Genomic DNA, 12,683 nt, shown 5'->3' on the forward strand with positions numbered 1-12,683 from the left:
CGTGGTGCCTTGATGGTTTTAGGCGTCAGGTTCGACCTACCGCAATGTTTGTGATTGGCGGGGCGGAGCAGAGCTGGTCTTTTAATGCGCCAAACTATTCCGCCAGCCAGGAGAAGTCGCCTTCATCCAGACGCCGCCGGATAGTTTGTTCCAATTCTTGGTACGTCGGATCATTTTGGAGAAATTGGAAAGGGTGGAAATCAAAAGGTATCAGCCGCAGCAAGGGGTCCTCGGCCAGGCTGGTTAAATAGGTCAGAGTCTGCTCCCGGTTCTGCAGCTGGGCATAAGCTTGGGCATAGAGCTCCTTGTATTCGATTTCCAAATAGTCTAAAGGATATTCAGCCGGATCCTTATAGGTCAAAAGCCTGGCCAAGGCCTCTTCGGGGCGCTGGAGCTTCAATAGACAGCCGATCAGAGCCAGGCGGGCCGCATCTAAATCCGGCAGAAGAGCCAGCACCCGTTCATACTGCTCGACAGCTTCGGGCACCTTGCCTCGCGCTTCAGAGATTTTCCCCAATAGAAACAGGGCGTCCGCCAGCTTGGGTTCTAAATCCAACAACTCCACAATATATTGGGAGGCGCGTTCAATCTGGACGGCCGTACCGGCCGCCAGCAGCTTTTCCGCCACCAGGAGCCGCAACCAGAGATCATGGGGGGTAAGGTCAATGATTTTTTCCAGATAGGCCAGTTCGACATCATCAATCACTGGATAGCGGATGGTCACTCCCAGGGCAATCTGGGAAATGTGTTTCAGCTCATAAAGATATGTTATCCCCTCGAAACCCTTCAGCATGGTCTCTTTGGGTTCAAAATCGACCCGGAAATGGGCCCGGCGACAGACCCGATAAGCACTGTGGCTCAGGTAGATTTTGGAGTGGGAACCTTTGCGGCTTTCGGATTCGATGCGCTTGGCCAGATTGATCTGGAACCCCTCGGGAGTCGGGAATTCTTTGTTCCCCGGATGCCAAGCCATGACGATCTTGCCGAAATTGATCCCGATGCCGACATCTTTGGGGATCTGGCCGATATCCACCCGGGTGCGGTTAAAGAGGGACAATAGCCATTTGATTTTCAGATGTAAGGCCATGCTCACCAAGGTCTTGAGATCCGCGGCTGGAGTCGTCAGGAGGATGAGGAACAGTTCATCGCCCTTCAAGCTATAGAAAAAATTTTTATGTAGCTGATAGCGGCGCTGCCTCTTATCAAAAATTAAATGTTGTTGGAAGGTGTTGACGGCAACCTCTTGAAATTGCGAAATAAAATCATCATAATTTTCCAACGAGGCATTGTTGGAGACCTCCACACAATTGACGATATCGCCAAATAGAATGGCCGCTTCAATAATTTTCTTGCTTTCTTCGGACACTTTAATATCTGGCTCTGCCAATACTGCCGCCTAAGTTTCAGGAAAGATTAAAAAATAAACACTTTGTAATCAGGGGCGGCCATTAGATCGACCAGCACCGCGCCGCCGGAGATTTTAGCCCGGTCTATCAGTTCGTCCGGCGGAATCAGGCGCTTATTGGCACAGGCCTCACAGACGTGGATAACCGTTTGGCGCTGCTGGAGTTTGTTTAGCAAATCTTTCATCTGCTCCCCGGTAGTGGTGGCGATGCCTTCGGCAATGCCCAAGTGAGCCCAATGAACGGCCTCATCTACCAGAAAGATTTCCACATAATGGCCCTTATCAGCAGCAATACTGGCAAACTGAACGGCTCGGGTGGCGGCTCCAGCCTCGCCCAGGCCTTTGGTCAACACAAACAGTAACTTGGAAGCAGTGTCAGATACCATTGCTCCCCTCTAGTTTCTTTTGCTTTTTAGGGCTGCCAGACCCATTTTACGCCGGACAAAGGCCAGTTGGCTCTGTAAGGGCAGCTCCAGCGGGCACAGATCATCGCAGGCCATCAGGCCGATGCAACCGAAGATCCCCTCGTCGGTCCCTACCACCTCGAAGATCTGGGCCGGAGTCCGCTGATCCCGGGGGTCGATGAGAAAGCGGGCAATCCGATTAAGGCCAGCAGCGCCAATAAAATCAGCGCGGATATTAGCAGTGGCACAGGCGGCGATGCAACAGCCGCATTCAATACAGCGCTCTGCCTCATAAATTTCCAGGGCGGTTGGGTTATCCATGCGCTCCTCGACCGCCTTAGGATCAAAGTTTTTATCGGTATGGATCCAGGTCTCGGTGCGGATGTTAAGATCATGGAACCAGGTGCCGGTATCCACTGACAAATCGCCGATCAGTTTAAACACTGGCAGCGGCATCAGAGTGATATGCTCCGGCAAGTCCTTGATCAGGGTTTTACAGGCCAACCGGGGGCGGCCATTGATGAGCATGGCGCAAGAGCCACAGACCGCAGCCCGACAGACAAAATCAAACATCAGGGAGGGATCCTGCTCCTCCCGCAGGCGGTTGAGGGCGATGAAGACGCTCATATCCGCGGTCTCATCCAACTGGAAATCCTGCATCCGGGGCTTGATTTCCGGAGTGGCGGGATTGTAGCGAAAGATGCTGAAGGTCAGGGTGCGATTCGACATGGGACTTGCCTCCTATTCGCCCATCGTAACTCCGGTGGATCTAACCGTTTCACCGTAGCCCCGTTCGCCCGGGGGCAATTCTATGATGGTCACCGGTTCGTATTTCAGTTCAGGCAGTTCCGCGCCTTCCGGCCAGTAGGCCAGGGTGCGTTTGAGCCAATTGGTATCATCCCGTTGGGGGTAGTCTTCGCGGTAATGACTGCCCCGACTTTCGGTGCGTTTTAAGGCTCCGTAGGCAATGCAGAGGGCCAGCTTGAGCATCCCCGGCAGCCGCAGCGCGGCCCCGACTTCGGGGTTGGGCCCCAGGCCGTTGGAGCGCAGTCTGATCCGATAAGAGCGGGCATGTAGATCTTTCAAAACCTCCACCGCGTGCTCAAGCTTGGCATGGTCCCGGAAGATGCCGACATTTTCCAGCAGGGTCTCTTCCATCCGGCGACGCAACTCATAAACATACTCTTCCCCCTGTTTATTGGACAGGAGGGCCTCGATGCGAGCTTCCTGTTTAGCCGCGGCATCACTGACCAATCTCGGGGTGAAGTTCAGAGGGGCCTCTCGGACGTACTCGGCCACCCGCATGCCGACCACCATGCCCATTACCACGGTCTCGGCCAGGGAGTTGCCGCCTAACCGGTTAAAACCATGCAAATCCCAACAAGCGGATTCTCCCGCAGCAAATAGCCCCTTGAGGCCATAGGCGTCGCCGTCTTTATTGGTCCGCACGCCGCCCATGGAGTAGTGTTGGGTGGGGACCACTGGAATAAGGGAATCGACCGGGTCAATGTCCAGGAAATTTTTACAGATGGAGGCCACCTCGCGCAGATTGGTATGGATATGCTCCGGGCCCAGATGGCGGATATCCAGCCACAGATGAGGTCCGTAAGGGCTTTCGACCCCGAAGCCCTGGCGGATATGATAAGTCATCCGTCGGCTGACCACGTCCCGGCTGGCCAACTCCTTTTTCGCCGGCTCGTAATCAGGCATGAAGCGGTGCAGGTTCTTATCCAACAGATAACCGCCATCGCCGCGGCAGCCCTCGGTGACCAGGATGTTGGTGGGGACGATCCCGGTAGGATGGAATTGCACCGCCTCCATGTTACCCAGAGGCACCACCCCAGTGTCCAGAGCAATGGCCATGCCAGTGCCCTCATTAATCACCGCGTTGGTGGAAGTGCCGTAGATGCGGCCGTAGCCGCCGGTGGCAATGACCGTGGCCTTGGCCAGATAGGCGCGGAGGCGGCCGCTGCGCAGGCAACGAGCTATACAGCCATAACAATTTTCGCCATCGTGAATCAGGCTAACCGCTTCCATGCGGTCATGCACCGTGACCCCTAATTTGACCACTACAGAGTCCATGGCATACTGCAGGACATGTCCGGTACCATCCGCGGCATAGCAGGTCCGCCATTTGGCGGTGCCGCCAAAGGCCCGCTGGGCGATGAGCCCTTCTTTTTCCGCCAGATCCTCGATTTCGGTGCCGCTCGGCAAGGTTTTTTTACCTGGCACCACCCGGGTCCAGGGCACTCCCCAATGGGCCAGTTGGCGGACCGCAATCGGAGCCAGATTGACAAACCGGCGCACCACATCTTGCTCTGCCCCCCAGTCCGAGCCTTTGACGGTGTCCTCAAAATGAATATCGGCATTGTCGCCGTAGCCCATGGCGACGTTGGCTAACGATGCCTGCATGCCGCCTTGGGCTGCGGTACTGTGGGAACGCCGGGGAGGCACCAGGCTCAGGATAGTGGTCTCATGTCCGTGCATAGCCGCCTCGATAGCCACTCGTTCCCCGGCCAGACCAGCGCCAATGACCAATACATCAGTAATATGCACCTCTTGCCACTTCATTGCGCACCTCCGGCCGAAACCAAGAACAGGAAGACCAGCAAGGCCACCATCCCTAAGGTCACAAAAAATATCCCGATATAGATCAGATAGCGGGCCACTTGGCGTCGGGGCAGCCAGCCCCATTTGACGAAAATGCGATATAGCCCGACCATGGCATGGGTTTCCGCCACCACCAGCAACAACAGGTAGACCAGGAATTGCGGGGATTGCACATGGGCGGCGGCCCGGACCGCTTCGATGGGCCAATCCTTAAGGCCGATAACGATGTGGACGGTGGCTAAAATCAGAATGGCCATACCAGTGACGATCTGCACCACCCAGAACCAGGTATCAATGTGGGCCAAACGCCGGGAATGCTGCCAGACGATTTGCATCTCCTGAAACCTCCAGGGAGCTTTGCGCAGGGCGATAATCCCGTGGCCAATAATTGCGATAATTATTAGAGGAATGCCTATGTAGGAAAGATAGTAGGCATCCATTGCCGCTGATTTCTGATCAAAAGCTTCAGGCCCGAAAATAATATAGGAGACCGCGATAATATGGAACTGCAAGAACAGCAGCAGAAACAGGCCGCTGGTCAACTCCAGCAGTTCGACCCAGGCCTCCAGTCGAGGGCTTTTGGTCAAGGTTTTTTGTAAAAGCATGGGTACTCCTTTGCTTTTAAACTTGAGGGGACTAATATCCTCTCCCGCTTCTGGTGGCTAATCAGGTTCTTTAGAAGAGATTTCGTAAAATTTATCACAATTAAATATTCTGTGCTGATCAGGACTAGATGTCAAGCAATTTGTCATCCGTCTCTTGCTTCTGGAAGCGAACGCCGGAGTTCTCTAATGACCGCCAACCCCAAAATAAATCAGGACCAGCGCTGCTATTGCGGCTATGAGGCGATAACCGGCAAATACCATGAAGGTGTGTTGTTGCAAAAATCGGAGTAGATATTTAATGGTCAGATAGCTGGAGAGCACCGCCGCGGCAAACCCCAGGCTATAGGGCAACAAATGAAAGTTATCAACGCCGCCATTGATGATTTTGATGATATGCAGCAGTCCGGCGCCCAAAATAATCGGGGTCGACAGCAGAAAAGAAAAACGGGCCGCGGTATCCCGGGTCAGACCGAGAAACAGCCCGGTGGTTATAGTAATGCCGCTGCGGGACACGCCGGGCATGATTGCCAAGGCCTGGGACAGACCGATGCACAGAGCATCTTTGACGGTCAGGCCCGGCAGTTGCCGTTTATGCTTGGCCAACTTTTCGGCTATGATCAGCAAAATGCCGACTGAGCCCAACAAAATGGCAACCTGGATCGGGCTGCGGAATATAGTCTCGGCCTGCTCTTCCAAAAGAAAACCAGCAAGCCCTCCCGGGATGGTGCCCAGAACCAGGTACCAGAACAACCGCCGCTCAAAGCGGTTGTGCCGCGCGGGTTTGAACAGGGCTTGCCCCATGGCCCACCATTCCGGCCAGAAATAGGCCACCAGGGCTACCAGGGTCCCAACATGCAAAATAATATCAAACCCCAATCCGGCTTCTCTAATCCCCAGGAAATGCTCTAACAGGGCCAGGTGGCCGGAGCTGGAAATTGGTAAAAATTCCGTAATCCCCTGGATAAGACCTAAAAAAATGGCTTCCACGACATGCATTTGGAAATATCACTCTTATTCCATCAGATAATACCGGTTCCTAAACCCACAGCAATCAGCAACAGCATCACCGCCACCAAGATTTGAATCATATCCAGAGTTACTTTTTTTAGCAACCGGTTTCCCAGGAAAGTTCCAGAAAAGGCGGACAGAGGGGCGGCTACAAGATAAGACAGATTAACTGCGGTTGCGGCCCCAGCCATATGAGTGCCATACACCGACAGGCGAGCCAGATCTACCAAACAAGCAATCACTACCCCGGTGCCGATATAGCTCTGGGGGGGTCAACCCTGAATTAACCAGACTAGCCGTTATTTAAAAAGTTGGAAAGACTAGGGTAATTCAATTGCAACCCCACCCCCACTTCCTGGAGAGGGGCAGCCCGGGAGAGGGCGAGCTTGGACCTGAGGTCAGTGCAATGGCAGGCGTGTAGCGCTTTCAAGCCAAGTTGGGCGAGATAAGCTGCGGTCTGTTCTAACCGCTCCTCAGTAGGATTGAGCAGATGGAAGCCGCCGATAATATCCAGCACCCGCGCTTCATTGCAAACCTGACGGGCATATTCCACCGTGTTGCAGATGCCGGAATGGGCGCAGCCGACGATGACCACCAGCCCCCGGGGCGATTTATAAGCCAAAGCGGAGTCATCCGGCAAAAAATCGGGTTCCCGGCTCTGCCCCCGTTCGACCTCGCCAAGCGGCTGGGACGCCTCAAAATCGAAGCGCCGCTCGATTTCGCCCAGGAAGAGTAAACGCTCCGTCAAAGGTACCGGGGAGCGGGAAAGCCGGAGTGGGAAATGATGCGCCAGCTTGGATTCGGCCAGCAGCGAGCCGATTTCCGGCAAGCCGGACAGAATTTTGGTCTGGAAGACCTGGGGATGGCCAACGATTACCGGCCGATGATGCGGCAACCCCTCGATGGCTGCTTCGGAATACAGTCGGATCAATGGGTCCAATCCCCAGGTGTGGTCCAGGTGGCCATGGGACAGCACCACGTAGTCAAGAAACCGCAGGTCCAGGCCCATTTTTTGGGCATTGATTAAAAAAACCTCCGAATACCCCACATCCAACAGCAGGCGCTGGCCGTCTTCCTCAATAAATATTGATAGTCCCGGCTCTCCCAGGAAATACCGGTCAATCAAGGTGTTATTATCCACTAAAATGGTTAACTTCATATAGTCATCCGAGGTGGTATTCCGAGCCATTCGTCTGGATGGAACAGGCCCTCCTGATTACCCAGGGGCAAGTCATCTCGCTAGTGGTAAGATGTGCTTACAGCGGCGGCTTGGCATTATGGAAGTCAGAATGCCGTTCGAAGGCGTGGGCGACTTTGATTAGGGTCGGCTCATCGAAATGACGGCCCAGCAGTTGCAGGCCGATGGGCAGGCCCTGGGAGCTCAGGCCGCAAGGCACCGAAATACCGGGAATTCCGGCCAGGTTGGCTGATAAGGTAAAGATATCCGACATATACATGGCCAACGGATCATCGACTTTATCGCCGATGCGAAAGGCCGGAGTCGGGGCCACCGGCGTGGCCAAGACCGCACATTGGTCCAGGGCCGCCTCAAAATCCCGCCGGATCAGAGTGCGCACCTGGGAGGCCTTCTGGTAATAGTGTTCGTAATAACCGGCGGACAGGGCATAGGTGCCCAGCATGATTCGCCGCCGGACCTCGGCCCCAAATCCCTGGGAGCGGGTATGAGTATACATTTCCAGCAGAGCTTGGGCCTCAGGATCGCGATAGCCGTATTTGACCCCGTCATAGCGGGCCAGATTAGAGCTGGCTTCGGCCGGAGCAATCAGATAATAGGTTGCCACCACATATTCGCTGTGAGGCAGACTGATCTCCACCAACTCCGCCCCTAATTGCATCAGGGTCTCCAGGGCTTGTCGGACCGCACCTTCCACTTCCGGATCGACCCCGGCCCCATAGTACTCCCGGGGCACTCCGATTTTCAGACCGCTGATATCCTGGTTTAAACTCAAGGTATAGTCAGGCACCGGCAGGTTCACCGAAGTGGAATCTTGGGGGTCATAACCGGCAATAGCCTGCAGCAGCAGGGCGCAATCGGTCACATCTTTGGTGATGGTGCCGATCTGATCCAGCGAGGACCCAAAGGCTACCAGTCCGAAGCGGGACACCCGGCCATAGGTGGGTTTAAGGCCCACCACGCCGCAATGCGCCGCGGGTTGGCGGATGGAGCCGCCGGTATCGGAGGCCACCGAGCCCAGGCATAAATCTGCGGCTACGGCCGCAGCCGAGCCGCCGCTGGAGCCTCCAGGGATATGATCTCGGTTCCAGGGGTTCCGAGCCACCCCAAAGGCGGAATTCTCATTGGAGGAACCCATAGCGAATTCATCCATGTTGGTTTTGCCCAGAAAAACGGCGCCAGCCTGCCGCAGTTTGGCACTGACCCTGGCATCGTAAGGCGGCACAAAGTTTTCCAATATGCGGGAGGCACAGGTGGTGCGTAGCCCTTGGGTGATGATAATATCCTTCACAGCCAGGGGTATGCCAGTTAAGGGGGTGGCATCCCCCTGACGCAGACGTACCGCAGCCTGGCGGGCTTGAGCCAGAGCCCCTTCAGAGTCTACCGTCAGATAACTGTTGAGCTGGCCATCCAGCTTGGCAATGCGGTCTAATAAGGCCTGGGTAATTTCTTCGGGCGACACTTCCCCGCGCTGCAGCAGGGGGGACATCTGCCCGATGGTAAGAGAATATAGGGGTTCCGACATCAAATATCAGCTCCGTGTTGGTTATGGTTGATTATCAGATCAAATGACCCGGGGCACCAGGAAACCACCGCGTTCCTGGGCCGGGGCGTTTTGCAGAGACTGCTCTAAAGGCAGACTGTCATTCACGGCATCGGCCCGAAAGGCGTTGCTAATCGCTAAGACATGGGCCATGGGCGGCACGCCCGTGGTATCCAATTCATTTAATTTTTCTACATGGTCAAGGATATCATTTAGTTGCCGGGTAAACAGCTCTACTTCAGCCGGAGTCAGAGTCAGCCGGGCCAGATGCGCCACATAGTTGACCTGTTCAGGAGTCAGGGCCATAAGTTGCTCCTTAAATGGGCAGATTGTTTAGGCTACCCTGAAATTATTACACCACCTCGGCTAAAAGGCAATGGCTTTTCCCGCCATTTTAATTTATCCTTGAAGTTTCCCAATGAATTGCCCCGGAGGAGAGTATTATGATCAAGCAAAAGTTAATTCCAGGTTCCCCGGCTAGCTTTAGGCAGACTTAGGAGGGTCTGAGAGCCGCGGAGCATCAGAGTTGATCCGTCACCGGAATTTTGTTCCGGGTTATCCCTTGCGGAAAATTTTCGATTATGCTACCTATAAATATATAATAATCATCCATAATAGCCATACTAGGGTAGATGAGAAAGGTAAGTCAGGGGGTAGAAACTCCCGTCCTGTGCCGGCCCTGGGAGATGGCCAGGCCCATTAGATATGGAGAAAATAAGAGATATTGGCAAGCTGGAGGAGATCGCCCGACAGGTCCGAATTGATGTGGTGACTATGTTGAATGCGGCCGGCTCGGGCCATACGGGTGGCTCCCTTTCAGCCACTGATCTCTTGGTGGCCCTGTTCTTTGGCAAAATTAACCTTGATCCTTTCAACCCTAAGTGGGTTCGGCGGGATCGTTTTGTGCTTTCCAAGGGTCATGCGGCCCCAGCTTATTATGCGGTATTGTCGCGGCTGGGGTTTTTTGATCGGGAAGAGTTGCTGACCTTGAGGAAATTCGGCAGTTGCCTGCAAGGGCATCCCGATTGTAGCGCTACTCCTGGCGTCGAAGTCTGCAGCGGCTCTCTGGGACAGGGCTTGTCAGTGGCCAATGGCATGGCCTTGGCGGCCAGGCTTGATGGCCTGCCGATCCGGGTCTATGTCCTGTTGGGTGATGGCGAGGTCCAAGAAGGCCAGATCTGGGAAGCTGCAATGTCCGCCGCCCATTTTAAACTGCATAATGTTACGGCACTGCTGGATAACAATAAGCTGCAAATCGATGGCAAGGTGGAAGATATTATGAATATTGAACCGCTGACCCAGAAATGGCAAGCTTTTGGCTGGCAGACCATAGAAATCGACGGCCATAATTTGGCTCAAATTCTCGAGGCCTTGGATGCCGCCGAAGAGGTCAAGGACCGCCCCAGTATCATCATTGCCTCCACCATCAAGGGGAAAGGTGTATCCATCTTTGAAAATAAAGTAGAATATCACGGTGTCGCCCCCACTGATGAAGAACTGGCTATTGCCCTCAAAGAGCTCGGTGCCTATTAAACCATCCGGTTAAGCACCCCAAGGAGTATAGTATTGGAAAAACTTAGCACCAGGGTAGAATACGGCAAGGCCCTGGCCGAATTAGGGGAAAAACACAAAGAGATCGTGGCCCTGGATGCCGATTTGTCCGGTTCCACCAATACCCAGCGGTTTGCCAAGGTTTTTCAGGACCGCTTTTTTAATATGGGGATTGCGGAACAGGACCTGATGGGAACCGCGGCCGGGTTGGCGGTGAGCGGCAAAATTCCCTTTGCCAGTACTTTCGCCATATTTGCCACCGGCCGGGGCTGGGAGCAGATCCGACAGACCATCGCTTATGCCAGCCTGAATGTCAAAATCGTTGCCAGCCACGGCGGAGTCACTGTAGGTGAGGATGGCGGCTCGCACCAGGCCATTGAAGACCTGGCCTTGATGCGGATTATCCCCAATATGGTGGTTCTGGTGCCGGCGGATGGCATTGAAGTCCGCCGGATGATCGAATGGGCGATAAACTATCAGGGGCCGGTGTATATGCGCACTTCCCGGATTCCCTTCCCGGTGATTTATGATTCAGAATACTGTTTTACCCTGGGTAAGGGGTCAATTCTGCGAGAAGGCGACGACCTCTGTCTGGCCGGCATAGGTTTAATGGTGCACCATTGTTTGGAGGCCGCGGAATTGCTAGCCGCCGAGGGGATTTCGGCCCGAGTCATCAATTTGTCCACCCTCAAACCCCTGGATTGGGAACTGGTGGTGGCGTCGGCCCAAAAAACCGGGGCTCTGGTGACCGCCGAAGAACACCTGGTAACCGGCGGCTTGGGCAGTGCAGTGAGCGAAGTTCTGGCTGAACATTGTCCTGTGCCGCTGCAACGGGTCGGCATTAAGGACGTGTTTGGGATTTCCGGCAAACCCCGTGATCTGCTAGAACATTTTGGCCTGATGCCCATAGATATACGCAATGCCGCCCGTCAAGTCCTGAAAAATAAAACCAGGCAAAAGCACCTGGGATTGTACCAGGTAATCAAATGAATCCAAGATCCTGTCGTCGTACCGTTCTCCGGATGTCTACTTTCAGTTTGGGTTTAATCTTCCTGGTGGTGGGCCTCTGGAGTGTGACCTGCTCACCCCCGGCTCAGGCTGCCTCCACTCAGACCTATGCCCAGCTGCGGCTCCTGATGGAGGCGCTTTACGAAGTCGACAATAAGTATGTGGGCCAGAAGAAGGATGCAAATCTGATCTATGGCGCTATTCGCGGCATGGTTATGTCCTTAGATCCCAGTTCGTCGTTTTTAACTCCCACGGATTATCAACAGATGCAGGCCGGGAACAAAGGGCCGATCGGCCAGGTGGGAGTGGAATTAACCTTTAAGAATAAGGTGTTAACTGTTGTTGCTCCTTTGGAAGGCGGTCCGGCCTGGCGGGCCGGGATCAGAGCCGGCGACCATATTCTCAAAATCAACAATCAGATGGTCAGAGACCTGACTACCATGGAGGCGGCCAGACTTCTGCAAGGAGTACCGGGATCGACCATCGATTTACAGATAATTCGCAACGGAATGATTAAACCCCAGGACATATCCATCAAGTTGGAAAAGCTAAGTCCGGTCAGTCTCAGCCATTACACTCTGGAAAATGATTATGATTATCTGCGCCTGAAATATTTTAACGACCGGACCGCGGATGAATTGGAACGGATTATAAGAAAAATTGTCAAACGCCGACCACCGGTCAAAGGTGTGATCCTCGACCTGCGCAACACGGCAGGCGGCAGTTTGGAGCAGGCGATTGCCAGCGCCTCGGTATTTATCGGCGACTCGATGGTATTCTACACCAGGGGCCGGCATCAGGAAGCCCCCCAGCCCCGTTATGGTCAGAAAAAAGAGCGGCTTTTAAGAAATATACCTCTCGTGGTCCTGGTGGATGGGGGCACCGCCCGAGCCGCGGAGATTCTGGCCGGAGCTCTCCAGGACCAGTACGGGGCATTGCTATTAGGATTTAAAACCTTTGGTGACGGGGCAGTGCATAAAGTATTTCCTCTAAAAGATGGCTCTGCCTTAATTTTTACTGTGGCCCATTGCTTCACGCCCAGCGGTCACATTATTCAGGACAAAGGCTTGGAGCCCAAGATTATGGGGATAACCAGCCAAAGCTCTAAGATTGAGAAGGCTGCGGGGGATCTGGAATTAACGCAGCCCAGAGAGATTTTAAATGCCAAGGATCTGGTTAAAGATCCCCTGATCCTCCAGGCCCTCAAACTCTTGGGACTGGAAGGAAGTTTAGTTGTAGAGCAGCCGTCGGCCAACCTCCCCTCGGGTGCCCGGGGTAAATGAGGCTGTTCCGGCACCTCTGTATGTCTAATAAATTATTATCACCGGGATTTTTTTTAAGGGTAAAAAGAATT

The 12,683-nt window shown here is 54.1% G+C and carries 13 protein-coding genes; 3 read left to right on the forward strand and 10 right to left on the reverse strand.

Annotation, left to right across the window (positions count from 1 at the left end):
• Positions 1–94: 94 nt before the first annotated feature.
• The 10 genes from JRG72_00440 to gatC all read right to left on the reverse strand — a co-directional run bounded on the left by JRG72_00440 (position 95) and on the right by gatC (position 9,076).
• Entirely contained in the window at positions 95–1,387 is a 1,293-nt protein-coding gene (locus JRG72_00440; GenBank protein MBW2133690.1) for a tetratricopeptide repeat protein, read from the reverse strand.
• Between the two features lie 26 nt (positions 1,388–1,413).
• Positions 1,414–1,791: a DsrE family protein gene (locus tag JRG72_00445; protein MBW2133691.1), complete on the reverse strand. Its 378-nt coding sequence runs from the start codon at positions 1,789–1,791 to the stop codon at positions 1,414–1,416.
• A gap of 9 nt (positions 1,792–1,800) precedes the next feature.
• Entirely contained in the window at positions 1,801–2,538 is a 738-nt protein-coding gene (locus tag JRG72_00450; GenBank protein MBW2133692.1) for a fumarate reductase iron-sulfur subunit, read from the reverse strand.
• 12 nt (positions 2,539–2,550) lie between these two features.
• Positions 2,551–4,380: a fumarate reductase flavoprotein subunit gene (locus JRG72_00455; protein MBW2133693.1), complete on the reverse strand. Its 1,830-nt coding sequence runs from the start codon at positions 4,378–4,380 to the stop codon at positions 2,551–2,553.
• Positions 4,377–5,024, reverse strand: coding sequence for a succinate dehydrogenase (locus tag JRG72_00460; protein ID MBW2133694.1), 648 nt, complete (start codon positions 5,022–5,024; stop codon positions 4,377–4,379). The genes JRG72_00455 and JRG72_00460 overlap by 4 nt, the downstream gene beginning before the upstream one ends.
• Positions 5,025–5,207: 183 nt before the next feature.
• Positions 5,208–6,020, reverse strand: coding sequence for an undecaprenyl-diphosphatase UppP (gene uppP / locus JRG72_00465; GenBank protein ID MBW2133695.1), 813 nt, complete (start codon positions 6,018–6,020; stop codon positions 5,208–5,210).
• 23 nt (positions 6,021–6,043) lie between these two features.
• Positions 6,044–6,274, reverse strand: coding sequence for a hypothetical protein (locus JRG72_00470; protein ID MBW2133696.1), 231 nt, complete (start codon positions 6,272–6,274; stop codon positions 6,044–6,046).
• Between the two features lie 50 nt (positions 6,275–6,324).
• A complete protein-coding gene (locus tag JRG72_00475) occupies positions 6,325–7,191 on the reverse strand; it encodes an MBL fold metallo-hydrolase (protein MBW2133697.1) in 867 nt (288 codons plus the stop codon).
• A 97-nt stretch (positions 7,192–7,288) separates the two neighbouring features.
• Positions 7,289–8,752 (reverse strand): Asp-tRNA(Asn)/Glu-tRNA(Gln) amidotransferase subunit GatA, encoded by a 1,464-nt coding sequence (gene gatA, locus JRG72_00480; protein MBW2133698.1) that lies wholly within the window; start codon positions 8,750–8,752, stop codon positions 7,289–7,291.
• Positions 8,753–8,791: 39 nt separating this feature from the next.
• Positions 8,792–9,076, reverse strand: coding sequence for an Asp-tRNA(Asn)/Glu-tRNA(Gln) amidotransferase subunit GatC (gene gatC / locus JRG72_00485; protein ID MBW2133699.1), 285 nt, complete (start codon positions 9,074–9,076; stop codon positions 8,792–8,794).
• Between the two features lie 408 nt (positions 9,077–9,484).
• On the opposite strand from gatC, the gene JRG72_00490 reads away from it, so the two are divergent.
• Genes JRG72_00490 through JRG72_00500 form a run of 3 tightly spaced genes read left to right on the forward strand, consistent with a single transcriptional unit; the run spans position 9,485 to position 12,612 of the window.
• Positions 9,485–10,303: a transketolase gene (locus JRG72_00490; protein ID MBW2133700.1), complete on the forward strand. Its 819-nt coding sequence runs from the start codon at positions 9,485–9,487 to the stop codon at positions 10,301–10,303.
• Between the two features lie 33 nt (positions 10,304–10,336).
• Complete coding sequence (locus JRG72_00495) at positions 10,337–11,311, forward strand: transketolase family protein (GenBank protein ID MBW2133701.1); 975 nt, start codon at positions 10,337–10,339, stop codon at positions 11,309–11,311.
• Positions 11,308–12,612 carry a S41 family peptidase gene (locus JRG72_00500; GenBank protein ID MBW2133702.1) on the forward strand — a complete coding sequence of 435 codons (1,305 nt, stop codon included), beginning with the start codon at positions 11,308–11,310 and terminating at the stop codon, positions 12,610–12,612. Before JRG72_00495 ends, JRG72_00500 begins: the two co-directional genes overlap by 4 nt.
• Positions 12,613–12,683 lie beyond the last annotated feature (71 nt).

Source organism: Deltaproteobacteria bacterium, from assembly GCA_019309545.1.
In the GTDB taxonomy this organism is placed as follows: Bacteria; Desulfobacterota; Desulfobaccia; order Desulfobaccales; family Desulfobaccaceae; genus Desulfobacca_B.